General features: G+C 68.8%; 26 protein-coding genes and 1 riboswitch. Of the genes, 8 read left to right on the forward strand and 18 right to left on the reverse strand.

Going from position 1 to position 25,089, the window contains the following annotated elements; genetic code table 11:
- The first annotated feature begins 2 nt into the window (after positions 1–2).
- From QTI33_RS31055 to QTI33_RS31065, 3 genes are all read left to right on the forward strand, one after another.
- On the forward strand, positions 3–1,373 hold the full coding sequence (locus QTI33_RS31055) for a M20/M25/M40 family metallo-hydrolase (protein ID WP_286510421.1): 1,371 nt from the start codon (positions 3–5) through the stop codon (positions 1,371–1,373).
- A gap of 35 nt (positions 1,374–1,408) precedes the next feature.
- Positions 1,409–1,894 carry a YidB family protein gene (locus tag QTI33_RS31060; protein ID WP_286510422.1) on the forward strand — a complete coding sequence of 162 codons (486 nt, stop codon included), beginning with the start codon at positions 1,409–1,411 and terminating at the stop codon, positions 1,892–1,894.
- A 113-nt stretch (positions 1,895–2,007) separates the two neighbouring features.
- On the forward strand, positions 2,008–3,180 hold the full coding sequence (locus QTI33_RS31065; RefSeq protein WP_286510423.1) for an MFS transporter: 1,173 nt from the start codon (positions 2,008–2,010) through the stop codon (positions 3,178–3,180).
- Here QTI33_RS31065 and QTI33_RS31070 read toward each other — a convergent pair.
- Both QTI33_RS31070 and QTI33_RS31075 read right to left on the reverse strand, forming a co-directional pair.
- On the reverse strand, positions 3,177–4,004 hold the full coding sequence (locus QTI33_RS31070) for an alpha/beta hydrolase (protein ID WP_286510424.1): 828 nt from the start codon (positions 4,002–4,004) through the stop codon (positions 3,177–3,179). The genes QTI33_RS31065 and QTI33_RS31070 overlap by 4 nt on opposite strands.
- Complete coding sequence (locus QTI33_RS31075; protein WP_286510425.1) at positions 4,001–5,494, reverse strand: M20 family metallopeptidase; 1,494 nt, start codon at positions 5,492–5,494, stop codon at positions 4,001–4,003. The genes QTI33_RS31070 and QTI33_RS31075 overlap by 4 nt, the downstream gene beginning before the upstream one ends.
- Positions 5,495–5,614: 120 nt before the next feature.
- Here QTI33_RS31075 and QTI33_RS31080 point away from each other — a divergent pair, with 120 nt between their 5' ends.
- Positions 5,615–6,445: a DUF72 domain-containing protein gene (locus QTI33_RS31080; protein ID WP_286510426.1), complete on the forward strand. Its 831-nt coding sequence runs from the start codon at positions 5,615–5,617 to the stop codon at positions 6,443–6,445.
- 19 nt (positions 6,446–6,464) lie between these two features.
- On the opposite strand, the gene QTI33_RS31085 is transcribed toward QTI33_RS31080, so the two are convergent.
- The 5 genes from QTI33_RS31085 to QTI33_RS31105 all read right to left on the reverse strand — a co-directional run bounded on the left by QTI33_RS31085 (position 6,465) and on the right by QTI33_RS31105 (position 10,191).
- Positions 6,465–7,004 (reverse strand): bactofilin family protein, encoded by a 540-nt coding sequence (locus QTI33_RS31085; protein ID WP_286510427.1) that lies wholly within the window; start codon positions 7,002–7,004, stop codon positions 6,465–6,467.
- Between the two features lie 160 nt (positions 7,005–7,164).
- Positions 7,165–7,752, reverse strand: a complete 588-nt coding sequence (locus QTI33_RS31090; RefSeq protein ID WP_286510428.1) for an IMPACT family protein — start codon at positions 7,750–7,752, stop codon at positions 7,165–7,167.
- A gap of 12 nt (positions 7,753–7,764) precedes the next feature.
- Positions 7,765–8,349 carry a methionine biosynthesis protein MetW gene (metW, locus tag QTI33_RS31095; protein WP_286510429.1) on the reverse strand — a complete coding sequence of 195 codons (585 nt, stop codon included), beginning with the start codon at positions 8,347–8,349 and terminating at the stop codon, positions 7,765–7,767.
- Positions 8,346–9,506 (reverse strand): homoserine O-succinyltransferase MetX, encoded by a 1,161-nt coding sequence (gene metX, locus QTI33_RS31100; RefSeq protein ID WP_286510430.1) that lies wholly within the window; start codon positions 9,504–9,506, stop codon positions 8,346–8,348. The genes metW and metX overlap by 4 nt, the downstream gene beginning before the upstream one ends.
- 118 nt (positions 9,507–9,624) lie before the next feature.
- Entirely contained in the window at positions 9,625–10,191 is a 567-nt protein-coding gene (locus tag QTI33_RS31105; RefSeq protein ID WP_286510431.1) for a TMEM165/GDT1 family protein, read from the reverse strand.
- 13 nt (positions 10,192–10,204) lie between these two features.
- A riboswitch (yybP-ykoY riboswitch) is annotated at positions 10,205–10,381 on the reverse strand.
- Between the two features lie 243 nt (positions 10,382–10,624).
- Between QTI33_RS31105 and rbp the strand changes: the two genes are divergently transcribed.
- Complete coding sequence (gene rbp / locus QTI33_RS31110; protein ID WP_286510432.1) at positions 10,625–11,149, forward strand: RNA-binding regulator; 525 nt, start codon at positions 10,625–10,627, stop codon at positions 11,147–11,149.
- A gap of 69 nt (positions 11,150–11,218) precedes the next feature.
- Here the strand turns inward: rbp and QTI33_RS31115 are convergent, their stop codons facing one another.
- Genes QTI33_RS31115 through QTI33_RS31130 form a run of 4 tightly spaced genes read right to left on the reverse strand, consistent with a single transcriptional unit; the run spans position 11,219 to position 14,202 of the window.
- Positions 11,219–12,004: an SDR family oxidoreductase gene (locus QTI33_RS31115; protein ID WP_286510433.1), complete on the reverse strand. Its 786-nt coding sequence runs from the start codon at positions 12,002–12,004 to the stop codon at positions 11,219–11,221.
- A 4-nt stretch (positions 12,005–12,008) separates the two neighbouring features.
- Positions 12,009–12,656: an LPS export ABC transporter periplasmic protein LptC gene (gene lptC / locus QTI33_RS31120; RefSeq protein ID WP_286510434.1), complete on the reverse strand. Its 648-nt coding sequence runs from the start codon at positions 12,654–12,656 to the stop codon at positions 12,009–12,011.
- Positions 12,653–13,201, reverse strand: coding sequence for a KdsC family phosphatase (locus tag QTI33_RS31125; protein ID WP_286510435.1), 549 nt, complete (start codon positions 13,199–13,201; stop codon positions 12,653–12,655). The genes lptC and QTI33_RS31125 overlap by 4 nt, the downstream gene beginning before the upstream one ends.
- Complete coding sequence (locus QTI33_RS31130; RefSeq protein ID WP_286510436.1) at positions 13,201–14,202, reverse strand: KpsF/GutQ family sugar-phosphate isomerase; 1,002 nt, start codon at positions 14,200–14,202, stop codon at positions 13,201–13,203. The genes QTI33_RS31125 and QTI33_RS31130 overlap by 1 nt, the downstream gene beginning before the upstream one ends.
- 88 nt (positions 14,203–14,290) lie before the next feature.
- Between QTI33_RS31130 and QTI33_RS31135 the strand changes: the two genes are divergently transcribed.
- Positions 14,291–16,276, forward strand: coding sequence for a cation:proton antiporter (locus tag QTI33_RS31135; RefSeq protein WP_286510437.1), 1,986 nt, complete (start codon positions 14,291–14,293; stop codon positions 16,274–16,276).
- A gap of 13 nt (positions 16,277–16,289) precedes the next feature.
- Here the strand turns inward: QTI33_RS31135 and QTI33_RS31140 are convergent, their stop codons facing one another.
- The 7 genes from QTI33_RS31140 to rpmH all read right to left on the reverse strand — a co-directional run bounded on the left by QTI33_RS31140 (position 16,290) and on the right by rpmH (position 21,875).
- Positions 16,290–17,168 (reverse strand): zinc ribbon domain-containing protein, encoded by an 879-nt coding sequence (locus QTI33_RS31140; protein ID WP_286510438.1) that lies wholly within the window; start codon positions 17,166–17,168, stop codon positions 16,290–16,292.
- A gap of 7 nt (positions 17,169–17,175) precedes the next feature.
- Complete coding sequence (locus QTI33_RS31145; RefSeq protein WP_286510439.1) at positions 17,176–17,643, reverse strand: Crp/Fnr family transcriptional regulator; 468 nt, start codon at positions 17,641–17,643, stop codon at positions 17,176–17,178.
- Between the two features lie 85 nt (positions 17,644–17,728).
- Positions 17,729–19,141: a tRNA uridine-5-carboxymethylaminomethyl(34) synthesis GTPase MnmE gene (gene mnmE, locus QTI33_RS31150; protein WP_286510440.1), complete on the reverse strand. Its 1,413-nt coding sequence runs from the start codon at positions 19,139–19,141 to the stop codon at positions 17,729–17,731.
- Positions 19,142–19,210: 69 nt separating this feature from the next.
- Positions 19,211–20,989 (reverse strand): membrane protein insertase YidC, encoded by a 1,779-nt coding sequence (yidC, locus tag QTI33_RS31155; protein ID WP_286510441.1) that lies wholly within the window; start codon positions 20,987–20,989, stop codon positions 19,211–19,213.
- A complete protein-coding gene (gene yidD, locus QTI33_RS31160; RefSeq protein ID WP_286510442.1) occupies positions 20,986–21,276 on the reverse strand; it encodes a membrane protein insertion efficiency factor YidD in 291 nt (96 codons plus the stop codon). The genes yidC and yidD overlap by 4 nt, the downstream gene beginning before the upstream one ends.
- A complete protein-coding gene (locus QTI33_RS31165) occupies positions 21,273–21,659 on the reverse strand; it encodes a ribonuclease P protein component (RefSeq protein ID WP_286510533.1) in 387 nt (128 codons plus the stop codon). Before QTI33_RS31165 ends, yidD begins: the two co-directional genes overlap by 4 nt.
- A gap of 81 nt (positions 21,660–21,740) precedes the next feature.
- Positions 21,741–21,875 carry a 50S ribosomal protein L34 gene (gene rpmH / locus QTI33_RS31170; protein ID WP_007834827.1) on the reverse strand — a complete coding sequence of 45 codons (135 nt, stop codon included), beginning with the start codon at positions 21,873–21,875 and terminating at the stop codon, positions 21,741–21,743.
- 326 nt (positions 21,876–22,201) lie between these two features.
- Between rpmH and dnaA the strand changes: the two genes are divergently transcribed.
- Positions 22,202–23,581: a chromosomal replication initiator protein DnaA gene (dnaA, locus tag QTI33_RS31175; protein ID WP_286510443.1), complete on the forward strand. Its 1,380-nt coding sequence runs from the start codon at positions 22,202–22,204 to the stop codon at positions 23,579–23,581.
- Positions 23,582–23,848: 267 nt separating this feature from the next.
- The gene (gene dnaN, locus QTI33_RS31180) at positions 23,849–24,955 is read left to right on the forward strand and encodes a DNA polymerase III subunit beta (protein ID WP_286372332.1); all 1,107 of its coding nucleotides are present in this window, start codon (positions 23,849–23,851) and stop codon (positions 24,953–24,955) included.
- The last annotated feature ends 134 nt before the right edge of the window (positions 24,956–25,089 follow it).

The raw sequence follows: 25,089 nt of genomic DNA on the forward strand, positions 1-25,089 counted from the left end.
CGATGGCACCACGCTCGACAGGGCCGAACCGGCGGTCCGCCACCGCCCTCGTGGTCCTGGCCGTGGCCGCCCTGGCCTTCGGTGGCGCCCGGGCCCAGAACGCCGCGGTGGCGCCGACGCCGACCTACGTCCGCCCGGTGGTCGACCAGGTCTATGCGCAACTGCTGGCCGCGCCCGCGGTGCGCAAGCTGCTCGATGCCGTGAAGGCCGACCACGAGCGTTCGATCGAAGACCTGCGGATGCTCACCGAGATCGAGGCGCCGCCCTTCAAGGAACAGCGGCGCGCGGAGGCGTTCCTGGCCCGCATGAAGGCGCTGGGCCTCGCCGACGCCCGGATCGACGCCGAAGGCAACGTGATCGGCGTGCGCAAGGGCAGCGGCAACGGCCCGCGGCTGCTGGTCTCGGCCCATCTTGACACCGTCTTTCCGGCCGGCACCGACGTGCGCGTGAAAGAGCGCGACGGGCGGCTCCACGCGCCCGGCATTTCGGACGACACGCGCGCCCTGTCGGTGCTGCTGTCCTGGCTCAAGGTGCTCAACGACCAGCAGGTGCGCACCGTCGGCGACCTGATCTTCGTGGGCAACGTGGGCGAGGAGGAACTGGGCAACCTGCGCGGCATGAAGGCCATCTTTCGCGACCACCTCGACATCGACGGCATGGTCGGGCTGGAGCCGGCGGCCGACGGCACGGTGCTGGTGCTCGGCACCGCCAGCCACCGCTACGAAGTGACATTCAAGGGCCCCGGCGGCCACAGCTACGGCGCCTTCGGCCAGGTGCCGAGCGCGGTCCATGGCATGGGGCGCGCGATCGCCCGGATCGCCGACATCGAAACCCCGGCCTCGCCGCGGACCACCTTCACGGTCGGCACCGTCGCCGGCGGCACTTCCGTCAACACCATCGCGCCCGACGCGCGCATGACGGTCGACATCCGCTCCGACGAAATGGGTCCGCTGCTGGACACCGAGAAGAAGGTGCTGGCGGCCATCGACGAGGCGGTGGCGGCGGAGAACAAGCGCTGGAACGTGAGCACGCTGAGCGCGTCGACCCGGCTGATCGGCGACCGGCCCGGCGGGCGCACCCCGGCCGATTCGGTGATCGTCGAGGCGGTCGTGCGCTCGAACGCCGCCTTCGGCCACCGCACGCTGCTGGTGGGCGCCAGCACCGACGCCAACGTGCCGATGTCGCTCGGCATCCCGGCGATCACGATCGGCACCGGCGGCAAGACCGGGGGCTTTCACGCGTTGTCCGAATGGATCGACGTGACAGACGCCTGGCAGGGCGCGCAGAATGCCCTGGTGACCGTGCTCGGGCTGGTCGGCGTGCAGGGCGTGAGCGAACCCCTGCTGGCCCGGCGCCCGCCGCGAACCCGGTAGCCCTCGTTCCACCCTTCCACATTCAGGAGCCCATCATGGGATTGCTCGATTCGGTACTCGGTCAGGTGCTCGGCGGCGCGCAGCAGCAGCCTCAGGGCGGCGGCGGGCTCGGTGATCTCGGCGCGCTGCTCGGCGGCGCGGGCGGCTCGGCGGGCAACCTCGGCGGCCTGGCCGGCGCGCTCGGCGGCCTGCTCGCCAACAACGGCGAGCATGGCGGCCTGGGCGGGCTGGTCTCCAAGTTCGAACAGGCCGGCATGGGGGACGTCATCGGCTCCTGGGTCGGCAAGGGCGAGAACGCGCCGATCTCGGGCGGGCAGCTGCAGGACGTGCTGGGCAGCGATGCGATCTCCGGCATCGCCCAGAAGCTCGGCATCAACAGCGCGACCTTGCTGCCCCTGCTGGCCACCCTGCTGCCGACGCTGATCGACCATCTCACGCCCAAGGGCCAGGTGCCGGCCGAAGGGCTGGGCACGAACGACGACCTGCTGTCGTCGTTGAGCGGACTGCTCCAGAAAAGCTAGCGAAAGATCCGCCTCGACTTCGAGATCGAACGGCGCCGCAAGGCGCCTTTTCTTTGGCGCGATGCGGCGGTAGGCCGTGATAGAACGGACCTCCTCCTTCACCCCCCAGGCCCATGAACCGCAATCTCTGGCTGCTCGCCATCTGCCAAGGCCTGTTCCTCACGAACAACGTCACCTTCATCGCCATCAACGGCCTGGTCGGGCTCGCGCTGGCGCCGCGCGGCTGGATGGCGACCTTGCCGGTGATGGGCTACGTTGTGGGCGGCGCGCTGGCCACGGGGCTGGTGGCACGCACCCAGCAGCGCTGGGGGCGGCGGCGCTCGTTCCAGATCGGGATCGCGGTGGCCTTCGGGTCGGCGCTGCTGTGCGCCCAGGCCGCGGTCTGGCAAGAGTTCTGGCTGCTGTGCGCGGCCACCGTGGTGGCGGGCTACTACAACGCCAACGCCAGCCTCTACCGATTCGCCGCGGCCGAGCTCGCGCGGCCCGAATGGCGCGAAAAGGCGGTCTCGCTCGTGATGGCGGGCGGCCTGCTCGGCGCGGTGGCGGGCCCGAACCTGGCCGCCGTCACGCGCCACTGGTTCGCGGTGCCCTTCGCCGGCGCCTACCTGGCCCTGGCGGGGGTAGCGCTGCTGTCGCTGGTGCTGATGCAGTTCATCGAATTCCCGCTGTTGGCGGCCCGTTCCGCGGCGCAGGGCGGGCGTCCGCTGGCCGTGCTGGCACGCCAGCCGGTGTTCATCGTGGCCGCCGTGGCGGGCGCGCTCGGCTTCGGCGTCATGAACCTGCTGATGGCCGCGACCCCGATCGCCATGCAGGTCTGCAGCCTGCCCTTCGAGGACGTCGCCCTGGTGCTCGAGTGGCACGTGATCGGCATGTTCGCGCCGGGCTTCTTCACCGGCCACCTGATCCGCAGGCTCGGCGTGCTGCCGGTCATGGGCGTGGGGCTGGCGCTCAACCTGGGCTGCATCGCGGTGGCGCTGTCGGGCGTGGACCTGCACCAGTTCCTGATCGCGCTGTTCCTGCTCGGCGTCGGCTGGAACTTCCTTTTCACGGGCAGCACCACGCTCTCGCTCACGGCCTACACCCCCGAGGAGCGCGACCGCGCGCAGGGTGCGCTCAACTTCTGCATCTTCGCGACACTGGCGCTGAGTTCGTTCGCGTCGGGCGTGCTGGTCACGACCCAGGGCTGGCGGCTGCTCAACCTGGGATCGCTGCTGCCGGTGCTGCTGACCGGCGCCGCTCTGCTGTGGCTGGCGCGATACCGCCGCCGCGCCGCCGCCGCGGCCTAGCCGATCGGGAAGCGGGCATCGAGCCAGGCCCGCAGGGCGTCGAACACCGGTTCGGCATCGCGCTCGTTGAAGATCTCGTGGTAGAGCGCCGGGAAGCAGTGGCTGCGGACGATCGGCGGCGGCGCCGCATCGGCGAAGGCCCGGCTGCCAGCCGGGTTCACCAGCCGATCGTCGCCGGCATAGAGCAGCAAGGTGGGCACCTGCCAGCCAGGCGCCGCCGCCAGCACGGCAGTGCCCTCGTCGGCCAGGAAGCGTGCCAGCCGGGCGCCGATGCGGTCGTGGCACAGCGGATCGGCCCGGTAGGCCTCGGCCACCGGGCGCGCGTGCGAGAGGAAGTCGAGTTCGAGCCCGTTGCCCACGCGCAGGCCGGGTGCCACGCGCGACAAGGTGGCGACCAGCAGCTTCTGGAAGGCGCTGAGTCCGGCGTCGAGCGCCGGTGAGGACAGCACCAGCGCGTCGATCTTTCGCAGCCCGCGCGCCACGGCGCTGGCCGCCACCAGGCCGCCCAGGCTGTGGCCGAGCAGCACCAGCGGCAATCCGGGGAAGGCATTGCGGGTGTCGTCGATCACCAGCGCCAGGTCGTCGAGCAGCCGGGCCGGGGTCGGCAGGCCGCCGCGGGCGCCGCTCGATCCGCCATGCCCGTGGTGGTCGGCGGCGCGCGCCGCGAAGCCCCAGGCGTTGAGCCGCTCGGCGAGCGGGCCATAGCGCCCCGCGTGCTCGCCCAGGCCGTGCACCAACAGGACGACAGCCCGGGCCGCACCGGCCGCCAGCGGCCAGTCGTGCAGCGCGAGCGTCTCGCCGTCGGGCGTGCGCAGGGTCGTCAAGCGGCGGCGCTGCGGGCGACCGGCAGCGCGGCGATCACCTCGGCCACCGCGGCCGTCAGCTTCTTCGCATAGGGCACGTGCAGGAATTCGTTCGGGCCGTGGGCGTTGCTCTTCGGGCCCAGCACGCCGCACACCATCATCTGCGCCTTCGGGAAGCCCTGGCTCAGCATGTTCATGAGCGGGATCGTCCCGCCCTGGCCGATGTAGCCGCAGTCGGCGCCGAAATGGGCTTGCGAAGCGGCGTTCAGCGCGCGTTCGAACCAGGAGGTGGTCTCGGGCGCGTTCCAGCCGGTGGCGCCGCCGCCGCTGTCGAACGTGACCTTGGCCTGGTACGGCGCGTTGTCCTCGAGCAGCTGCTTGAGCTGCTGCACCGCCTGGTCGGCATCGACCAGCGGCGGCAGGCGCAGCGAGAGCTTGAAGGCGGTGTAGGGGCGCAGCACGTTGCCGGCGTCCTTCAGCGCCGGGAAGCCCTCGGCGCCGGTGACCGACAAGGTCGGCTTCCAGGTGCGGTTGAGCAGGGCTTCCAGCGGGTCGGTGGTGGTCGGCAGGGCGAAGGTGGTCGAACCGCCGCAGTCGTAGTGCGCCCACGGAAAGCGCTTGTAGACCTCCTCGCCGAGGATCGCGGCGGTGGCGCGCGCCTGGGCGAGGCGTTCGGCGGGCACTTCGCAGTGGAAGCTCTCGGGCAGCAGCCGGCCGGTCTTGCTGTCCTCGAGGCGGTCGAGCACCTGCCGCATGATGCGGAAGCTCGACGGCACCAGGCCCGAGGCATCGCCGGAATGGATGCCTTCGGTCAGGATCTCGACCTTGAGCGTGCCGCTGGCCATGCCGCGCAGGGAGGTCGTGAGCCAGAGCTGGTCGTAGTTGCCGGCGCCCGAATCGAGGCAGATGACGAGCGACACCTCGCCCAGGCGCGGGCGCAGCGCGTCGACATACGGCAGCAGGTCGTAGGAGCCGGATTCCTCGCAGGTCTCGATCAGGCCGACGATCCGCGGATGGGCCGCGCCCTGGGCCTTGAGCGCCTGCAGCGCCGCCACGCTGGCATAGACCGCGTAGCCGTCGTCGGCGCCGCCGCGGCCATAGAGCAGGCCGTTCTCGTACTTGGGCGTCCACGGGCCCCGGTCGTTGCGCCAGCCGGTGAACTCGGGCTGCTTGTCGAGGTGGCCGTACATCAGCACGGTCTCCTTCATGTCGGTGCCGCTGGCGGGCACTTCGAAGAACAGCACCGGCGTGCGGCCTTCGAGGCGCACGATCTCGAGCCGGAGGCCTTCGACCTTCTGGGCTTCGACCCAGGCGGCCGCGTTGCGCAGCACGGTTTCGAGGTGGCCGTTGCGCGACCAGTCCTGGTCGAAGCCCGGCGACTTGGCGGGGATGGCGATGTAGTCGCTGAGCTGCTTGACGATGTCGCGGTCCCATTGGGACGAGACATCGGCCAGTGCGCGGCCGGCGTCGAGCAGTCCGGCCGGGATTTCACGGTGGAGGGGGGCGTTCATGGAGTTCTCCGCGGGATCGGGACGACGATGTTAGTGCGTCTTGCCGCCTCGTGCCCGGATGGCGCCGCCGCGCCGGTTGCGATCAAAATGCGGGCTTCGCCACAGCGACCGAGGCCAGCCATGAGCGCGCGCACCGACAAGGACTCTCCATCGACCCCGCCGCGCATCCGGGTCGGCATCGGCGGCTGGACCTACGAGCCCTGGCGCGACAACTTCTACCCGGCCAAGCTGCCTCACGCCCAGGAGCTGAGCTACGCCAGCCGGCAGCTCACGGCGATCGAGGTCAACGGCACCTACTACAGCACCATGAAGCCGGCCAGCTTCAAGAAATGGCACGACGAGACGCCGGAGGGCTTCATGTTCTCGCTCAAGGCCTCGCGCTTCGCGACCAACCGCAAGCTGCTCGCGACCGCCGGCGAGTCGATCGCGCGCTTCATCGACAGCGGCATCGAGGAGCTCGGCGACAAGCTCGGGCCGATCGTCTGGCAGTTCATGCCGACCAAGGCCTTCGACGCCGAAGACTTCGCGGGCTTCCTGGCGCTGCTGCCGAAGAAGGCGGGCAGCCGCGCGCTGCGCCACGTGATGGACGTCCGGCACGAGAGCTTCAAGGCGCCCGAGTACCTCGCGCTCGCGCGCAAGCACAAGGTGGCGACCGTGTTCACCGACTCGGACAAGTTTCCGTCGTTCGCCGACCTGACGGGCGACTTCGCCTACGCGCGGCTCATGAACAGCGACGCGGCCCAGAAGACCGGCTACGCGCCGAAGGCGCTCGATGCCTGGGCCAAGCGTGCGCGCACCTGGGCCGCAGGCCAGACGCCGGCGGCGCTGCCGCATGTCGAGGACGGCGCGCCGAAGGCCGGCAAGGCCCGCGACGTGTTCGTCTTCTTCATCAACGGCGCAAAAGAAAAGGCACCCGCGGCTGCGAGTGCCTTGATCGAACGGTTGGGCTGAGGCCCCGCGGGGCCGGCGCTCAGGCCGCGGCTTGCAGGGTCGCGGCGGGCTTGGCAGCGCTGCCCGACGCGGCCGAGGTGCCGAAGCTGATCTCGCCCGACAGCTGGCCGCCTTCTTCGACGACGATCTTGCCGTAGCGGATCTTGCCGGTGACCTTGCCGGTCGAGTGGATCACGAGCTTTTCGCGCACCGTCAGGTTGCCGTCGAACAGGCCGCGGATCTCGGCGATGTCGATTTCGGCCGAGCCCTTGAAGGCACCTTGTTCGGCGATCTGCATGACGCGCGAATCCATGGTGGCTTCGACCAGGCCTTCGACCACCAGCGTGTCGCAATCCGTGATCTCGACGCCCTTGAGCTTGATGTTGGGGCCGACGGTGAGCTTGCTGCCGCCTTCCTTGGCGACGCTGGCGGCGGCGTTGGCGGCCTGGGTCGTGAGCGTCGACGGATTGACCGGCGTGCCCGAGAGATTGGTGTTCGAACCCATCAGCGGCGCGGGACGGGAAGTAAGACTTTCGGCTTCGCGATCGCGTTTACCGAAGAAGGGGGACTGTGTGGCCAATGGGTAGCTCCTCAAAACGTCTATCGTAAGAACGACATTTCGCCTCACCGCACTTCATTGCGCAAGAGGCGTAACTGAATAAATCGGGCTCGGCGGTGAATCGCGAACTTTCGCCTTCTGTTTGCGGCCACGCCCGGTGAAAGATCGGCAACTTGCCCGCTCAAGGCTGCAGCCACGCGGCGCGTCCCTGCGTGGCATCGTCGAGCCGGGCGATGAAGGCCGCCGCGTTCGGCTCGGGCAAGCGGAAGTCGGCGTGCACGAGGCCTTCATGGCGCACCTGGTCCAGCGTCGCATCGGCGGCCGCGAGTTCGCGCCGCAGCAGGCCTTCGAGTGCATAGGGCACCGCGCAGTGCAGCGTGCGCTGGCGAACGCGCGGCACCAGCGGGGCATCGATCAGCGTCTGCGCGATGCTGTCGGTGTAGGCCCGCACGAGTCCGCCGGCACCGAGCTTGACGCCACCGAAGTAGCGCACCACCGTGGCGAGCACGCCGTCGAGATCGTGGTGCCGCAGCACTTCGAGCATCGGCCGCCCCGCGGTGCCGCCGGGCTCGCCGTCGTCATTGGCCGCGGACTGCCCGCCCGCCATCAAGGCCCAGCAGACATGGGCCGCCGCCGGGTGTTCGACGCGCAGCGCCTGGACTACCGCCTGCGCCCCGGCCCGGTCGGCCGCCGGCTGCACGCAGCCGATGAAACGGCTCTTCTTGACGATCAGCTCGCTGTGGCGCGCAGCGGCGAGAGTGAACGGCATGGCCTCGCCCGCCTATTCCCGCTCGAACTTGAAGACCGCGGTGCTGGCACGCGCATTGGGCAGCCAGCGCACCTCGTGGCCTTCCTGCAGGCCGAAGGCATCGAGCACGTGCAGCCGGTTCTTGCGCGCCAGCACCTCGAAGTCCTTGAAGGTGCCGACCCGGATGTTGGGCGTGTCGTACCACTGATAGGGCAGCCTGCGCGTCACCGGCATGCGGCCGCGCGCGATGCTGACCCGGTTCGGCCAGTGGGCGAAGTTGGGAAAGGCGACGATGCCGATGCGGCCCACGCGCGCGGTCTCGCGCAGCATCACCTCGGCATTGCGCAGGTGCTGCAGGGTGTCGATCTGCAGCACGACGTCGAAGGAGGCGTCGTCGAACATCGCGAGGCCCTCGTCGAGGTTGAGCTGGATCACGTCGACGCCGCGGCGCACGCATTGCAGCACGTTGCCGTCGGCGATCTCGACGCCGTAGCCGGTGCAGCCGCGTTCGCGCTGCAGCAGGTCGAGCAGGGCGCCGTCGCCGCAGCCGAGGTCGAGCACGCGCGCGCCTTCGGGCACCAGGCGGGCGATCAGGTTCTGGGTCGGGCTGTCGCTCACGAGGCCGCTCCTTCGAAGGTGCCGGCGATGCGCTCGAAGTACGAGCGCACCACGCTCATGTAGCGCGCGTCGTCGAGCAGGAAGGCGTCGTGGCCATGGGGCGCATCGATCTCGGCATAGCTCACGTGGCGGCGGTTGTCGAGCAGCGCCTTCACGATCTCGCGGCTGCGTGCCGGCGAAAAGCGCCAGTCGGTGCTGAAGCTCACCAGCAGGAACTTGGCGCTCGCCTGCGCCAGTGCGGCGCGCAGGTCGCCGCCGAAGTCGCGCGCCGGGTCGAAGTAGTCGAGCGCGCGCGTGATCAGCAGGTAGGTGTTGGCGTCGAAGTACTCGCTGAACTTGTCGCCGTTGTAGCGCAGGTAGCTCTCGATCTGGAACTCGACCTCCTGCGTCGAATAGAGGAACTCGGTATTCGCGGCGCTGCCCTCGACCGCACTGCGCAGCGCGCGGCCGAACTTCTCGTTCATGACGTCGTCGCTCTGGTAGGTGATGTGGCCGATCATGCGGGCGATGCGCAGGCCGCGCCGCGGGATCACGCCCTGCTCGTAGAAGTGGCCGCCGTTGAAGTCGGGGTCGGTGACGATCGCGCGGCGCGCCACTTCGTTGAAGGCGATGTTCTGTGCCGTGAGGCTCGGCGCGCTCGCGACCACCACCGCATGCTGCACGCGGTGCGGGTACTGCAGCGTCCACGACAGCGCCTGCATGCCGCCCAGGCTGCCGCCCATCACGGCCGCCAGGCGTTCGATGCCGAGCGCATCTAGCAGCGCGGCCTGCGCCGCGACCCAGTCCTCGACCGTGACCACCGGGAAGTCGGCGCCGTAGGCGCGGCCGGTGGCGGGGTTGTCGTGCATCGGCCCGGTGGAGCCGAAGCAGGAGCCCAGGTTGTTGATGCCGACGACGAAGAAGCGGTCGGTGTCGACCGGCTTGCCCGGACCGATCATGTTGTCCCACCAGCCTTCGGACTTCGGCTGGTCGGCATAGACGCCGGCGACGTGGTGGGAGGCGTTGAGCGCGTGGCACACCAGCACCACGTTGCTGCGGTCGGCGTTGAGCCGGCCGTAGGTTTCGTAGGCCAGCGTGTAGTGGCTGATCGATGCGCCGCTGCGAAGTGCCAGCGGGCCCTCGAACTGCATCGATTGCGGAGTGACGACGAAGGACATGAATGAAAAAGACCCGGCCTCGCCAAAAACGAGCCGGGTCACGGCATCCGTCTTTAGCTGCATTTGTAGAGCGCCCGCAAGCTGGAGCAAATCGGCGCGTGGCGGAAGTATATGCCGCTCAACCCCAGCCGATCAACGCGGCCACGCCCAGCACCAGGAAGATGGCGGCGGAGATGCCATGCACGAGCTGGATCGGCACCCGCTTCACGATCCGGTCGCCGAGCCAGACCACCGGCGCGTTCGCCAGCATCATGCCGAGCGTGGTGCCCATCACGACCCAGACATAGGCGTCGACGTAGCGCGCCGCGAGCATCACGGTGGCGATCTGCGTCTTGTCGCCCATCTCGGCCAGGAAGAAGGCGAGCAGCGTGGTGCCGAAGACGCCGAACCTGGATGACTTGGGCACGTCGCCTTCGTCGATCTTGTCGGGGATCAGCATCCAGAGCGCCATCGCGATGAAGGAGCCGCCGAGGATCCACCGAAGCAGGTCGGCGCCGAGGAAATGCGTGACCCAGTTGCCGACCGCGCCGGCCAGCGCGTGGTTCAGGATGGTGGCGGCGAAGATGCCCGCCACGATCGGCCAGGGCTTGCGGAACCGGGCCGCGAGGATCAAGGCGAGGAGTTGGGTCTTGTCACCCATCTCGGCGAGCGCGACCACGCCGGTGGCGACGAAAAATGCTTCCATGAAAAAGGGATTCCTACGGCCGAAGGACGCAATTGACCGCGCAACACCTTCGGCCGAATCCCGAAGTTGCGCGGTCAAAGGTCTCGCCAGGCTGGCTGCTGCTTGCGCCATGTGCTGCCGCAGGCAGTACAAGTCTGTTGACGCAAACCCTTCTCACGATGGAAGGCGGCTACTCCCCAATGACTCGTCGATCATAGCCTGTCCGGCAGCAACGATGTATGCGAACACTGACTTCAAATTTATTCGTCGGCCGATGGAGTGCGTGCAAATTCCTACTTGCATTTGACGCATTTCACCCATAATGCACGAGCCTTCCTTCAAAATTCGAGGGCGAATCGGTGATCGGTCAGTTTCGCGCAACTCGGCGGATTCCGTCGGATTGCTGCTCTCGGGACTCCATCGCTTTTCTTGATGTGTTTATAGGAGTCCCTTGATGGGCAACAAACTGTACGTCGGTAACCTGCCTTACTCGGTGCGCGACGGTGATCTCGAGCAGGCCTTCGGCCAATTCGGCGCGGTGACGAGCGCCAAGGTCATGATGGAACGTGACACCGGTCGCTCCAAGGGTTTCGGCTTCGTCGAGATGGGCAGTGATGCGGAAGCTCAAGCAGCCATCAACGGCATGAACGGCCAGCCGCTCGGCGGCCGCAGCGTGGTCGTCAACGAAGCACGTCCGATGGAAGCACGTCCCCCGCGCAGCGGCGGTGGCGGCTACGGCGGTGGTGGCGGTGGCTACGGCGGCGGTGGCGGTGGCGGCTACGGTGGTGGCGGCGGCGGCGGTTATGGCGGCGGTGGCGGTGGTCGCAGCGGCGGTGGCGGCGGCTATGGCGGTGGTGGCCGCAGCGGTGGCGGCGGCGGCGACGGCGGCTTCCGCAGCCCGTACGGCGCGGGTCCCCGTGGCGGCGGCGGTGGTCGCGGCGGCTACGGCGGCGGCAATGGCGGCAATAGCGGCTACTGAACGCGCCCCGAACGCGAAACCCCATCAAGAAGGCTCCTGCGGGAGCCTTTTTTCATGGCCGCGCCAGCCTCACTCGCCCTGGCGGCGCTTGCGGCCACGGCCCTTGAACAGCCGGTCGAACAGCGGATTCGGCAGCAGCCGCATCGCCTTGGCGACCACCCCCATCTGCCACGGGATCACGCGGTAGCTGGTGCCGGCCTGGATGGCGCGGAACGCGCGCTCGGCGAATTCGGCCGGCTGCAGCAGGAAGGGCATGGCGTAGCGGTTGCCCTGCGTCAGCGGCGTGTCGACATAGCCGGGCAACAGCGTGACGACCTTGACCCCGCTGGCGTTCATTTCGCCGCGCAGGCTCTCGCAGTAGGCCACCACCCCGGCCTTGCTCGCGCAGTAGGCGCCGTGGCCCGGCAGGCCGCGGATCGCGGCGACGCTGCCGATGCCGACCAGCCGGCCGCTGCCGCGGGCCGCCATGGCGGCCACGAAGGGATGGAAGGTCGCCGCCAGGCCGAGGTTGTTGATGGCGAAGGTGCGCGCCATGACGTCGAGGTCGCTGCGTTCGGCGCTGTCCATGCCGATGCTGACGCCGGCGTTGGCGATCACCACGTCCGGCAGGCCTTGCTGTTCGATGCAGGCGGCGCCGGCCGCGACGATGCTGTCGCACTCGGCCACGTCGGCGCCGTAGACCCGCCAGCGGCGCGGGTCCAGCCGGCGCGCCGCCGCCCAGGCCTCGATGTCGGCCGTTCGCCGCGCCACCAGGGCGAGGTCGTGGCCGGCCTCGTAGAAGCGCATGGCCAGCGCCTGCCCGATGCCGCTCGAGGCGCCGGTGACGAACAGCAGGGGGTTCGCGGCGGCGGCCATGGACTCAGCGCTTCGGTGCCGGCGCCGCGGCCGAAGGCGGCGGCATGATCAGGCCGTGCACCCGGCCCTGGAGATTGGCGATGCCGGTCAGGCTGTCGTAGTCCATGGCGTCGGAGGTGAACTTGTCGGCGCCGCGGATCAGCGTGACCGGCTTGTTGGATTTCACGCGCTCGGTGTCGATGAAGGCATGCAGGAACTCGCCGCGGAACTCGAGGCGCGGCAGCATCGTGCCGTCGGCCGACTTGGCGGCGTCGCGGATCACGATCGCATTGCCGAACAGCTGGATCTCGGTGCCGTCTCCGTTGGAGACGCCGCGGTCGGCCGAGCCGTGCGTGACCAGCCCCACCGGAGAGATCGAGCGCCAGCGCACCTGGTCGACCTCGAGCGTGTCGGTGTCCGGGTAGTGCCGGCCCTCCTTGCCGAAGACTTCGGTGCGCAGGTCGCCGTTGGGCTGGAAGTTCTTCACCGAGAAGCCGCGCATGAAGTAGTCGGGCTCGTGGGTCGGTGCTTCCGGCGGCTGCGGCGCGAGCATCTCGGGCGCGTTGCGCACCAGCCAGTAGGTGCCCAGCGCGAGCACCGCCGTCAGGATGATCGGCAGGTAGATCGTCAGCCGGTCGAAGGCATCGCGCAGCACGCGCCACGCGGACTTCATTCGGCCCGGCCTCGCGCGCGGTCCAGCAGGCGGCGGTAGTGGCCGCCGGCCGTCAGCAGCAGGTCGCAGAATTCGCGTGCCGCACCCTCGCCGCCGCGCGCGGCGGTGACGTGGCGGGCGATGGCGCGCACCTCGGCATGGGCATTGGCCGGCGCGGCGGCGAAGGCGACGCGCGACAGCACCGGCAGGTCGGGCCAGTCGTCGCCGATCGCGGCGGCTTGCGACCAGTCGAAGCCCAGCTCGGCCAGCATCGCCTCGGCGGCCGGCAGCTTGTCTTCGGTGCCGTAGCGCACGTGCGCGATGCCGAGCGCCTCGAGCCGCACGCGCAGCGGCTTGGAGTCGCGGCCGGTGATGACGGCGGGGGTGATGCCGGCGCTGCGCAGCAGCTTGAGGCCGTAGCCGTCGAGGATGCTGAAGCGCTTGAGGGTTTCGCCGTGCTCGGTGAAGTAGACCCCGCCATCGGTCAGCACGCCGTCGATGTCGAAGAAGGCGATCCGGATGTCCTGGGCGGCGAGCAGGGTCTCGGGGCTGAATTCGACGCCCATCAGATGACCTTCGCGCGCATCAGGTCGTTGATGCTGAGCGCGCCGATCAGCAGGCCGGCGGCGTCGACCACCAGCACGCTGGTGATGCGATGCTGCTCCATGAGGTCGGCCGCCTCGGCGGCCAGCGCATCGGCGCGCAAGGTGCGCGGCCCGGCATGCATGACGTCGGCGGCCGTGAGGGCGCGCAGGTCGGCGCCGGTCTCGACCTGGCGCCGCAGGTCGCCGTCGGTGAAGATGCCGATCGCGCGGCCGTCGGGGCCGACCACCGCGGTGGCGCCGAGCCCCTTGGAACTCATTTCGCGCATGATCTCGCTCAGGCTCGCCCCGGGGGCCACGCGCGGCACCTCGTCGCCCGAGCGCATCACGTCGCTGACGTGGGTCAGCAGCTTGCGGCCCAGCGCGCCGCCCGGATGGGAGCGGGCGAAGTCCTCGGTGCCGAAGCCGCGGGCGTCGAGCAGCGCCACGGCGAGCGCGTCGCCCATCGCCATCTGGGCGGTGGTGCTGGCGGTTGGCGCGAGGTTCAGCGGGCAGGCTTCCTTCTCGACGCCGCCGTCGAGCACGATGTCGGCATGGCGCGCCAGCGTCGAGTCGCTGCGGCCGGTGATCGCGATCAGCGGCACGCCCTGGCGCTTGACCACCGGCAGGATGGTGGTGAGCTCCTCGACCTCGCCGCTGTTCGAGATCGCCAGCACCAGGTCGACCGCCTTGATCATGCCGAGGTCACCATGGCTGGCTTCGGCCGGATGCACGAACATCGCCGGCGTGCCGGTCGAGGCCAGGGTGGCGGCGATCTTGCGGCCGACGTGGCCGCTCTTGCCCATGCCCATCACGACCACCCGGCCGCGCACGTCGAGGATCTTTTGCACCGCAGCAGGAAAACTCGGGCCCAGCCGCTCCTTGAGGCCGAGCACCGCCGCCGCCTCGATGTCGAAAGTGACGCGGGCGCGCGCCAGCAGGGCGTCGGGATCGACGGAGGGGGACGCAGGGGGGCGGGAGCTCATCGGCGGATTTTATCGGCCGGCCGTGCCGAGTCCCCAATGGGGATGAAATGGCGCCGGAAGCGGGCAGGCGTGTTGCTAGCATGCGGGCATGTCCTCGCTCGATCTGACGCTGATGTATTTGCTCGCTGCGGTGATCGGCGTGGTCGTCTGCCGCCTGCTGCGGCTGCCGCCGATGCTCGGCTACCTGTCGGCCGGGGTGCTGATCGGGCCCCACGCGCTGGCCTTGGCGCAGAACTCCGAGGGCATCCGCCACCTGGGCGAATTCGGCGTCGTCTTCCTGATGTTCGTCATCGGGCTCGAGTTCAGCCTGCCCAAGCTGCGGGCGATGCGCCGCCATGTGTTCGGCCTCGGCCTGCTGCAGGTGATGCTGACCATCTCGGTGGCCACCGTGGGTGCGCTGCTGCTGTCGCACTGGCTGCCGCCGGCCTGGCGGCTGAACTGGCAGGCCGCGCTGGTCTTCGCGGGCGCACTCACGATGAGCAGCACGGCGATCGTCGTCAAGCTGATGGCGGAACGGCTGGAGATCGACAGCGAGCACGGCAAGCGGGTGATGGGCGTGCTGCTGTTCCAGGATCTGGCAGTGGTGCCGCTGCTGGTGCTGGTCCCGGCGCTCGGCGCCCCGCCCGAGACGCTGCTGAAGGCGCTCAGCTTCGCGCTGCTGAAGGCCGGCTTCCTGATCGGCGTGTTGTTGTACGGCGGCCCGCGCGTGATGCGCTGGTGGCTCACGCTGGTCGCACGCCGGCGCAGCGAGGAGCTGTTCATGCTCAACCTGCTGCTGGTCACGCTCGGCCTGGCCTGGCTGACCGAGCTCGCCGGCCTGAGCCTGGCGCTGGGTGCCTTCGTCGCCGGCATGCTGGTGTCGGAGACCGAGTTCAAGCACCAGGTCGAAACCGACATCCGGCCGTTCCACGACGTGCTGCTCGGGCTTTTCTTCATCACCATCGGCATGTCGCTCGACTGGCACGTGGTGGTCGAGCGCTGGGCGCTGGTGGCGATGCTGCTGCTGCTGCCGCTGGCCTTCAAGCTGGTGCTGGTGACGGCGCTGGCGCGGGTCCTGGGCGCCACCGCCGGCGTCTCGCTGCGCACCGGCCTCTACCTGGCGCAGGCCGGCGAGTTCGGCTTCGTGCTGCTGGCGCTGGCCCAGGGCCAGGACCTGCTGCCAGCCTGGCTGGCCAATCCGGTGCTGGCCTCGATGGTGTTGTCGATGCTGTCGACGCCCTTCATCATCATGTACAGCAACCGGATCGTGCGCAAGCTGGTGGCCAGCGACTGGCTGCAGCAGTCGCTGCAGATGACCACCATCGCCCGCAAGACGATCAACACGGCGCGCCACGTGATCATCTGCGGCTACGGGCGCTGCGGCCAGAACCTGGCGCGGATGCTGGAGCGCGAGGGCATCCCCTACCTGGCGCTGGACCTCGATCCGGACCGGGTGCGGCAGGCCGCCGCCGCCGGCGATTCGGTGGTGTTCGGCGATGCCTCCCGGCTGCAGGCGCTGATGGCGGCCGGCCTCGCGCGCGCCAGCGCCCTGGTCGTGACCTACCAAGACGTGCCGGGTGCGCTCAAGGTGCTGGCCAACGCGCGCGCCCATGCGCCGCAGGTGCCGGTGATCGTGCGGACCCAGGACGACCGCGATCTCGAGAAGCTGCAGGCGGCCGGCGCGACCGAGGTGGTGCCGGAGGCGATCGAGGGCTCGCTGATGCTGGCCAGCCATGCGCTGGCGCTGGTGGGGGTGCCGATGCGGCGCGTGATCCGCGTCGTGCAGGACCAGCGCGACGCCCGCTACAACCTGCTGCGCGGCTATTTCCACGGTGCCGACGACGACAACGCCGACGAGATCGACCATGAGCGCCTCAACACCTTCACGCTGACGGCCGGGGCGCGCGCCATCGGCCAGCCGCTGGCCAGGCTGGCACTGGCGGGGCTGAACGTGCGGGTGGCGAGCCTGCGCCGCCGCGACGGCAAGGCCGCCGATGCCGACGACGACACGGTGCTCGCCGATGGCGACACACTGGTGCTGTCGGGCAAGCCCGGCGCGCTCGCCGTCGCGATCGACAAGCTGCAGAAGGGCTGAGCGCGGGGGCGGCTCAGTTCAGCAGCGTCGGGTTGCGCTTTTCTTCCTCGATCTGCTGCTGGCGGCGGACCGCCTCGCACGGGGCGGCCGCCTTGAATTCCGGCCTGGCGCACTGCGTGGCCATGCACTGGGCGCGGGCGATGAAGTTCAGGCCGGCGCACTGCGCCTGCGGGTTCGCCGGCGGGGGCGGTGGGGCCGGCGCGGGCTCCGGCTGAGGCGCCGGCGCCACGGCGACGGGCGCCGGTGCCGTCGGCGGCGCGGCCGGCTTGCGGGTTTTGAGCGGGCTGGGCCTGGCGGCGGCGGCCGGCGGCGCGACCGGCTGTGCCGCCGGCACCGGCGGCGGCTCGACCACAGGCGCACTGGCGACGGGCTCGGGCGCCGGGGGCTCGACCTGGGGCGGGGGCTCGGCCGGCGGCGCGGGCGCGACGGGCACCGCCGCCTCGACCGGGGCGGGCGCCGGAGGCGCCGCCGTGGCCATCGGCGAGGCCGGCCCGGAAACCGCCACCGGCGGCGGCGAACCGGTGGAGAACAACCAGGCGGCCAGCGCCGCCGCCAGGCCGACGGCGGCCAGGCCGATCACGGCCATGCGCAACGGGTTCGAGGGCGGCGGTGCGGCGGTTCGTGGCGGATGCTTCCTAGGCGCGGGCGGCGTCTCGAGGCCGGGCGCCGTCCCGTTCGAGCGGACGGCCGGTCGACGCGGACGGCGGGCCGGCGGCGGCGGCGGAAGGTCCACGTCCCTGGTCATGCGCTGGGTGGCGGCCCATTCCGCTTCGGCGCCGGGGGCGGCCGTCGACGGTGCTGCGGTCAGCGCGACCAGCCGCCGCCCGCAGCCCTTGCAGAACTTGGCGCCGTCACGGTTGTCCGTGCGGCAGTCCGCGCACACCTGGGTCATCGTACGCTCAGGTCACCGCCACCCGCTTCTGCTTGTTCACCAGACGCTTGGCAATCACGGCGCCGAGTCCCATCGTGAGCTCCAGGGCCAGGTTGGGCTGCCGGTTCGACAGTTCGGCGAAGCGGATTCCGGTCAGTCGCCAGACCCGGGCCGCCCCGGTGGCGACCACGTTGGCCGAACGCGGCGCGCGCGAGAAGAAGGAGCCTTCGCCGACCACCGAGCCCGGGTTGAGGATCGCCAGCTGCATCTGGCCCTTGTCGCCGATCAGGTGCACGCTGAGTGCGCCGCTCTCGATGAAGAAGACCGTGCGGTCCTGGGCCCCCTGGTCGATCAGCACCTGGCCCGCAGCCAGGTCGAAGGGCTGCAGATAGGCGGCCACCGTCTCCCATTGCAGCGGATTGAGCGCCGGCGCAAAGGCGTCGTAGCTGGTGTTCTGGGCGATCGCGCGGCAAAGATCCTGAATGCTGGATGACATCGTTCGTTTGTCCTGCTGTGCGTCATGAGTATCTGCGAAACGTCAAATTCGCGGTGACAGATGTCACAGAAAGACACACTAACAGTTACTTGCCGATGCAAAAACGGGAAAAGATCACGCCCAGCAGGTCGTCGGCGCCGAACTCGCCGGTGATTTCGTTCAGCGCGTTCTGGGCCAGCCGCAGCTCTTCGGCCAGCAGGTCGAGCAATTGGGCATGGGCCGCCAGGTGGGCGGTCGCCAGGGCGATGTGTTCCTCGACCCGCGACAGCGCCTGCACATGGCGCGCCCGCGCCAGGTAGACGCCTTCCGGAACCGCCTGCCAGCCGGCGACTTCCAGCAGCCGGCGGCGCAGGGTTTCGATGCCGGCGCCAGTGCGGGCCGACAGGCTGACGCCGCTGTCGGGCGGCGGCTGCGTTGCGGGCTGCGCGTCGAGCTTGCTCCAGACGTCGATCACCGGCACGCTGGCGGGCAGCCGGGTGGCCAGCAGCCCGGCGATGTCGGCATCGGCCCGTGCATAGGCAGGGCCCGCACTGCGGGTCAGGTCGTGCAGGAACAGCACCGCGTCGGCCCCCTCGATCTGGCGCCAGGCGCGGGCGATGCCGATCTGCTCGACCTCGTCGACGCTGTCGCGCAGGCCCGCGGTGTCGACGACATGCAACGGAACGCCCTGGATCTGGATGGTCTGCGAGACCACGTCCCGGGTGGTGCCCGCGACCGCGCTGACGATCGCCAGTTCGGCACCGGCCAGCGCATTGAGCAGCGAGCTCTTGCCGGCATTCGGCTGGCCGGCGATCACGACCTTGATGCCCTCGCGCAGCAGGGCGCCCTGGCGGGCCCGCTGCTGCACGGCCGCCAGCTGGGATTGCAGCGCCGCCAGCTGGCCGGCAGCGTCGGCCTCCTGCAGGAAGTCGATCTCCTCGTCGGGAAAGTCGAGCGTCGCCTCGACCAGCATGCGCAGGCGAACCAGGGCCTCGAGCAAGGTGTGGATTTCGTCGGAGAAGGCGCCCGACAGCGACCGGCTGGCGCTGCGCGCCGCGGCTTCGGTGCTGGCGTCGATCAGGTCGGCGATCGCCTCGGCCTGGGCCAGGTCGATCTTGCCGTTGAGGAAGGCGCGCTGGCTGAATTCGCCGGGCTCGGCCACCCGCAGGCCCGCCAGCCGCGGCCGGCCGGTCGCCGGGTCGGACTCGGCCGCCGCCGCCAGGCAGCGCGCCAGCAGCAGTTGCAGCACCACCGTGCCGCCGTGGGCCTGGAGTTCGAACACGTCCTCGCCGGTGAAGGAGTGCGGCGCCGGGAAGTGCAGCGCCAGGCCGCGGTCGATCGGCGAGCCGTCGGCGTCGCGGAAGGGAAGGTAGCTGGCCTCCCGCGGCTTCAGCGCACGGCCGCAGAGCGCGTCGATCAGCGGCGCCAGTTCGCGCCCGGAGACGCGCACGATCCCGACCGACCCGCGGCCGGAGGCGGTGGCGATGGCAACGATCGGGTCGGCGGTGCGGGCGAGCATGGGAAACGATTCTTCCAGCAAAAAGGAAAAGGGCCGCTTTCGCGGCCCTTCGGGTCGGTGGCCGAAGCCTTACTTGCCCGGCTTCGCCAGGACCGGCGTCTTCGGCTTCTTGGGCGGATTGCCCAGCACGCCCAGGCGCTTGTTGATGAACCACTGCTGCGCGATCGACAGCACGTTGTTGGTGATCCAGTAGAGCACCAGGCCGGCCGGGAAGAAGATGAACATCACGCTGAAGGCCAGCGGCATGATCCACATCAGCTTGGCCTGCATCGGGTCCGGCGGGGTCGGGTTGAGCCAGGTCTGGAACAGCGAGGTGGCGGTCATCACCACCGGCAGGATGAACCAGGGGTCCGGCGCCGAAAGGTCATGGATCCACAGGATCCACGGGGCGTGGCGCATCTCGACCGACGACAGCAGCACCCAGTAGAGCGCGATGAACACCGGGATCTGGATCACGATCGGGAAGCAGCCACCCATCGGGTTGACCTTCTCCTCGCGGTAGATGCGCATCATCTCCTGCTGCATCTCCTGCGGCTTGTCCTTGAGCCGCTCGCGCATCTCCATGATCTTCGGATTGATGGCCTTCATCTTGGCCATGCTGGCGTAGGCCTTGGCGTTGAGCCAGTAGAAGGCCGCCTTCAGCAGCACCACCAGCGCGACGATCGACCAGCCCCAGTTGCCGAGGATGCCGTGCAGCTTGTTGAGCAGCCAGTAGAGCGGCTTGGAGATGATCGCGAAGATGCCGTAGTCCTTGACCAGGTCGAGGCCGGTGGCGATCGCCTCGAGCTTCTTCTCTTCCTCGGGGCCGGCGAACAGGTTGCTGTCGATCGCCTGCGAGGCGCCCGGTGCGAGTTCGGGCAGCTTCAGCACCATCGCGACCGAGAACAGGTTGTTGCCGAGGTCGGCAACCCGGAACTCGCGCTTGATGGTGTCGCTGCCCGGCACGTTGAGCAGCCAGGCCGAGACGAAGTAGTGCTGGACCATCGCCACCCAGCCGTTGTCGGCCGGCGCGGGCAGCTCGACCTTGCCCTTCGTGATGGCGCTGAAGTCGATCTTCTGGAACTTCTTCTGCTCGGTGTAGATGGCCGGGCCGGTGAAGGTGTTGGTGCCGAACATGGTGCCGGCGGCGACCGTGCCGTGGCGCGTGAACTGCAGGTAGAGCTGGGCGTCGCGCGGCTTGTCGCTGACGTTGACCACCTGGTGATTGACGCGGATCGTGTAGTCGCCGCGCTGGAACACGTAGGTCTTGACGTACTTGATGCCGCCCACGGGCTGCGACTCGAACACCACCTCGAGCTTGTTCTGGCCTTCGGCCAGTTCGCGCGGGCCGGGGCGCGCCGTCATCAGGCTCAGGTGGTTAGGGAAGCGGTCGCCCGTGTCCACGGTGTTCAGCAGGCCGGTCTGCGCCACGTAGCGGGTGGCGGGCGAACCGTTCTCCATCAGCAGCACCGGATGGACCTCGTTCTGCGGCACCGGCAGGCCGACCAGGCGGCGGGCCCATTCGACCAGGCCGCCGTGGTTGGTCTGGTCGAGGAACTGGAGCAGCTGCAATTCGGACAGCGTGCCGCCTTCACCGTCGATGGTCGCCTTGAAGACATCGGTGGACACCGTGACCTTCTCGCCGATGGCGGGCGTCGAGCCCTGCACCGGGACCGCACCGGCCGCCGGCGCGGCAGCCGCCGGAACGCCACTGGCGGAGGGCGGCGCCGACGCATCGGCGGGCGCGGCGGTCTTGGCCGAGGGCAGGAAGGTCGGCTTGTGGCCGTTGTAGACCTGCCATTGGTCCCACAGCAACACCAGCGAGAAACCAAAAATCACCCACAAGATGGTGCGGCGGATATCGTTCATGAAGAAGACTTCTTGTCGTCGGGAGAGAGAAAGGCGAACAGCGACCCGCGCCTGGGCGCCGGTCGCTGTGTCTTCGGGGGCACCGGATCGTGGCCGCCCTGGCACCAGGGCTGGCAGCGCGCGATGCGGTGCAGTGTCAGGTAGCTGCCCTTGGCGGCGCCGTGCTGCTCGAGGGCGCCGATCGCGTAGACGGAGCAGGTCGGCTCGAAGCGGCAGGACTGGCCGAGCCAGGGGCTCAGCAGCAGCCGGTAGCCCTTGACCAGGCCGATCAGCAGGCGCCGCATCATGCGCGCGCCGCCCCGGCCCGCGCCAGCAGCTGCTGGAGTTCGGTGCGCACGGCGGCCTTGAGCGCGTCGGACGACGCGCTGACGAATTGCTTGCGATCGAAGGCCGCACGCAGGCGCACCACGTGCGCCGCGCGCGGCAGCGACTCGGCGACGGCAGCGCTCACGGTGTAGATCTGGCGTTTGATCGCGTTGCGGGTGACCGCGCGACGGGCCCATCGCTTGGGCACCATGGCGCCCAGCCAGGCTTCGTCGGAGGCGAACAGCGGCGCAGCCCCGCCCGGCGCGTCGAGCGCGCAGCGGTGCAGTGCGAAGTGGGCTGTGCGCGCCACGGTGGCACCAGCGAGAACGGCCTGGAACTGCGCGCGGGTCTTGAGCCGCTGCATGGAAGCCAACCGCGGGACGCCGTCGAACGGTGAGGGCGGCAGCGGGTCGACTGGCAACGGCGCCGGCGAAAGTGTCGAGCCTTAGACGGCCAGGCGCTTGCGGCCCTTGGCGCGGCGTGCGTTGATCACGGCGCGGCCGCCGCGGGTCTTCATGCGGACCAGGAAGCCGTGGGTACGGGCGCGGCGGACTTTCGATGCTTGATACGTGCGTTTCATGATGATTTTCCTGATTCACCGGCAGGGCCGGCGTTTTGAGCCTCCGGGCCTCGAGGGGCCGGGGACTGTGCTTACCGCGTCACCGGATGGGCCCGGTCATGCAGATACCCCGAAACACACAAAGAAGGTTTTCAGGGAAACCCGCGATTATCGCAAAGATTCGGTTGCGCCACAATGGCTGGTTGATTCGCAGGTGTTTCCGCGACCGTGGAAACCATGTGGATAAGGTTTTGACAAGTTAGAATCCAGGGCGCATCGCGGGTGCGACTATCCACAATACCAAGACGAGAGAATGGCTGAGGGACATACCACTTTTCAGAGCGCCCATGCCGGGTGAAGGCATCGGTGACAGCCTCTGGCAGGCCTGTGTCGACCAGCTCGCACAGGAACTGTCCGAACAGCAGTTCAACACCTGGATCAAGCCCCTGACCGCGAAGGTCACGGACGATCTGTCGCGGGTCACGGTGTTCGTGGCCAACCGCTTCAAACTCGACTGGATCCGGGCCCAGTACGCCGGCAAGATCGCCTCGATGGCCGAGAAGCTCTATGGCCAGCCGGTCATCATTGAGTTAGCGCTTGCTCCTCGTGAAATCGCCAGCCGGCCTGCGTCGATGACCATTGTGTCCGAAACCGACGTGCCGCGCGAAATGGTGCCTTCGGGCGAGGACCTGGCCGCCGCGGCGTTCAAGAACCGGCTCAACTCGGGCCTCACTTTCGACACCCTGGTCGAAGGCACGGCGAACCGCATGGCGCGTGCCGCGGCGATGCACGTGGCCGGCATGCCGGGCCACCTCTACAACCCGCTTTTCATCTACGGCGGTGTCGGCCTCGGCAAGACCCACCTGATGCACGCGGTGGGCAACCGGCTGCTGGCCGACCGCCCCGAATCCAAAGTTCTCTACATCCACGCCGAGCAGTTCGTCTCGGATGTGGTCAAAGCGTATCAGCGCAAGACCTTCGACGAGTTCAAGGAGCGCTACCACTCGCTCGACCTGCTGCTGATCGACGACGTCCAGTTCTTCGCCAACAAGGACCGCACGCAGGAAGAGTTCTTCAATGCCTTCGAGGCGCTGCTGGCCAAGAAGTCGCACATCGTGATGACCAGCGACACCTATCCCAAGGGCCTGGCGGACATCCACGAGCGGCTGGTTTCGCGCTTCGACTCGGGGCTGACGGTGGCGATCGAGCCGCCCGAGCTCGAGATGCGGGTGGCGATCCTGATCAACAAGGCGCGCGCCGAGAGCGCCGAGATGCCCGAGGAGGTCGCCTTCTTCGTCGCCAAGAACGTGCGCTCCAACGTGCGCGAACTCGAAGGCGCGCTGCGCAAGATCCTCGCCTACTCGCGCTTCAACCAGAAGGAGATCTCGATCGCCCTGGCGCGCGAGGCGCTGCGCGACCTGCTGTCGATCCAGAACCGGCAGATCTCGGTCGAGAACATCCAGAAGACGGTGGCCGACTACTACAAGATCAAGGTCGCCGACATGTACTCGAAGAAGCGGCCGGCCTCGATCGCCCGGCCGCGCCAGATCGCGATGTACCTGGCCAAGGAGCTGACCCAGAAGAGCCTGCCCGAGATCGGCGAGCTGTTCGGTGGCCGCGACCACACGACGGTGCTGCATGCGGTGCGCAAGATTTCGGGCGAGCGGCAGCAGCTCACCGAGCTCAACCAGCAGTTGCACGTGCTGGAGCAGACCCTGAAGGGCTGAGCGATGCGCGCATACGGCCACCATCGCCTCCTGTCAAAGGACAACTCTGGGGACAGTTCCGGCACAAGAAAGGGCTTGTCCACAGGCCAGCGCTGCGCGCCGAAGTTGTGCGCCCGGGCGCGACAGCCCGGAAGCAGGGCTGCGCACAGCCGGCCGGCAGCGCCAAGTGCTTGTCAAGAAAGCGGAAAACGACGCTGTCCACAGGACGGTGCGTCCCTTATCTACTACTACTAATTTGAATTAAAGAAATAAGGAAGAGGTAAGACAATGATCGTTTTGAAGGCTACCCAGGACAAAGTCCTCGCCGCCCTGCAGTCGGTGGCGGGCATCGTCGAGCGCCGCCACACGCTGCCGATCCTGGCCAACGTGCTGATCCGCAAGACCGGCGGACAGTTGCAGCTCACCACCAGCGACCTCGAGATCCAGATCCGCACCCATGCCGAGCTCGGCGGCGACGAGGGCAACTTCACGACCACCATCGGCGCGCGCAAGCTGATCGACATCCTGCGCACCATGCCGGCCGACCAGACCGTGAGCCTCGAGTCGAGCGCCAGCAAGCTGGTGCTCAAGGGCGGCAAGAGCCGCTTCACCTTGCAGTCGCTGCCGGCCGAGGACTTCCCGCTGGTGCAGGAGTCGGCCAATTTCGGTCCGGTGTTCAGCGTGCCGCAGAAGACGCTCAAGGACCTGCTCGGCCAGGTGTCGTTCGCGATGGCGGTGCACGACATCCGCTACTACCTCAACGGCATCCTGTTCGTCGCCGAAGGCAAGCAGCTGAGCCTGGTCGCGACCGACGGCCACCGGCTGGCCTTCGCTTCGGCCACGCTCGACGTCGAGGTGCCGCGCCAGGAAGTGATCCTGCCGCGCAAGACCGTGCTCGAGATGCAGCGCCTCTTGTCCGACGCCGAAGGCGCGATCGAGATGCAGTTCGCCAACAACCAGGCCAAGTTCAGCTTCGGCGGCATGGAGTTCGTCACCAAGCTGGTCGAGGGCAAGTTCCCCGACTACAACCGCGTGATCCCCAAGACCCACAAGAACACGGTCACGCTGGGCCGCGCGCCGCTCTTGGCCAGCTTGCAGCGCACCGCGATCCTGACCAGCGAGAAGTTCAAGGGCGTGCGGCTCAACATCGAGCCCGGCACCCTGCGCATCGCCTCCAACAACGCCGAGCAGGAAGAGGCGCAGGACGAGCTCGACATCGACTACGGCGGCGACGCGATCGAGATCGGCTTCAACGTGACCTACCTGATCGATGCCCTGGCCAACATGAGCCAGGACATGGTGAAGCTGGACCTGGCGGACTCCAACAGCTCGGTGCTGATGACGATTCCCGAGAACGTGTCGTTCAAGTACGTCGTCATGCCAATGCGCATTTAGCACACCCCCAGGTTGGCTCACTGCGTGTAGCCGCCCACCCCCTTGCAGGGGGCGATACCAGCGGCCCGGCGGAGCCGGTTCCGCGGTATCTCCCGAAAATTTCGGGACTCTCGAGTCCCGACGAGAAAGAGTCA

This window comes from Variovorax davisae (assembly GCF_030316845.1).
Lineage (GTDB): Bacteria > Pseudomonadota > Gammaproteobacteria > Burkholderiales > Burkholderiaceae_C > Variovorax > Variovorax davisae.

Excerpts from the sequence above, each read along its gene's own strand:
- QTI33_RS31055 (WP_286510421.1), top strand. The coding sequence starts at position 3 with ATGGCACCACGCTCGACAGGGCCGAACCGGCGGTCCGCCACCGCCCTC.
- QTI33_RS31060 (WP_286510422.1), top strand. The coding sequence starts at position 1,409 with ATGGGATTGCTCGATTCGGTACTCGGTCAGGTGCTCGGCGGCGCGCAG.
- QTI33_RS31065 (WP_286510423.1), top strand. The coding sequence starts at position 2,008 with ATGAACCGCAATCTCTGGCTGCTCGCCATCTGCCAAGGCCTGTTCCTC.
- QTI33_RS31075 (WP_286510425.1), bottom strand. The coding sequence starts at position 5,494 with ATGAACGCCCCCCTCCACCGTGAAATCCCGGCCGGACTGCTCGACGCC.
- QTI33_RS31080 (WP_286510426.1), top strand. The coding sequence starts at position 5,615 with ATGAGCGCGCGCACCGACAAGGACTCTCCATCGACCCCGCCGCGCATC.
- QTI33_RS31090 (WP_286510428.1), bottom strand. The coding sequence starts at position 7,752 with ATGCCGTTCACTCTCGCCGCTGCGCGCCACAGCGAGCTGATCGTCAAG.
- metX (WP_286510430.1), bottom strand. The coding sequence starts at position 9,506 with ATGTCCTTCGTCGTCACTCCGCAATCGATGCAGTTCGAGGGCCCGCTG.
- QTI33_RS31105 (WP_286510431.1), bottom strand. The coding sequence starts at position 10,191 with ATGGAAGCATTTTTCGTCGCCACCGGCGTGGTCGCGCTCGCCGAGATG.
- rbp (WP_286510432.1), top strand. The coding sequence starts at position 10,625 with ATGGGCAACAAACTGTACGTCGGTAACCTGCCTTACTCGGTGCGCGAC.
- QTI33_RS31115 (WP_286510433.1), bottom strand. The coding sequence starts at position 12,004 with ATGGCCGCCGCCGCGAACCCCCTGCTGTTCGTCACCGGCGCCTCGAGC.
- lptC (WP_286510434.1), bottom strand. The coding sequence starts at position 12,656 with ATGAAGTCCGCGTGGCGCGTGCTGCGCGATGCCTTCGACCGGCTGACG.
- QTI33_RS31125 (WP_286510435.1), bottom strand. The coding sequence starts at position 13,201 with ATGGGCGTCGAATTCAGCCCCGAGACCCTGCTCGCCGCCCAGGACATC.
- QTI33_RS31130 (WP_286510436.1), bottom strand. The coding sequence starts at position 14,202 with ATGAGCTCCCGCCCCCCTGCGTCCCCCTCCGTCGATCCCGACGCCCTG.
- QTI33_RS31135 (WP_286510437.1), top strand. The coding sequence starts at position 14,291 with ATGTCCTCGCTCGATCTGACGCTGATGTATTTGCTCGCTGCGGTGATC.
- QTI33_RS31140 (WP_286510438.1), bottom strand. The coding sequence starts at position 17,168 with ATGACCCAGGTGTGCGCGGACTGCCGCACGGACAACCGTGACGGCGCC.
- QTI33_RS31145 (WP_286510439.1), bottom strand. The coding sequence starts at position 17,643 with ATGTCATCCAGCATTCAGGATCTTTGCCGCGCGATCGCCCAGAACACC.
- mnmE (WP_286510440.1), bottom strand. The coding sequence starts at position 19,141 with ATGCTCGCCCGCACCGCCGACCCGATCGTTGCCATCGCCACCGCCTCC.
- yidC (WP_286510441.1), bottom strand. The coding sequence starts at position 20,989 with ATGAACGATATCCGCCGCACCATCTTGTGGGTGATTTTTGGTTTCTCG.
- yidD (WP_286510442.1), bottom strand. The coding sequence starts at position 21,276 with ATGATGCGGCGCCTGCTGATCGGCCTGGTCAAGGGCTACCGGCTGCTG.
- QTI33_RS31165 (WP_286510533.1), bottom strand. The coding sequence starts at position 21,659 with ATGCAGCGGCTCAAGACCCGCGCGCAGTTCCAGGCCGTTCTCGCTGGT.
- rpmH (WP_007834827.1), bottom strand. The coding sequence starts at position 21,875 with ATGAAACGCACGTATCAAGCATCGAAAGTCCGCCGCGCCCGTACCCAC.
- dnaA (WP_286510443.1), top strand. The coding sequence starts at position 22,202 with ATGCCGGGTGAAGGCATCGGTGACAGCCTCTGGCAGGCCTGTGTCGAC.
- dnaN (WP_286372332.1), top strand. The coding sequence starts at position 23,849 with ATGATCGTTTTGAAGGCTACCCAGGACAAAGTCCTCGCCGCCCTGCAG.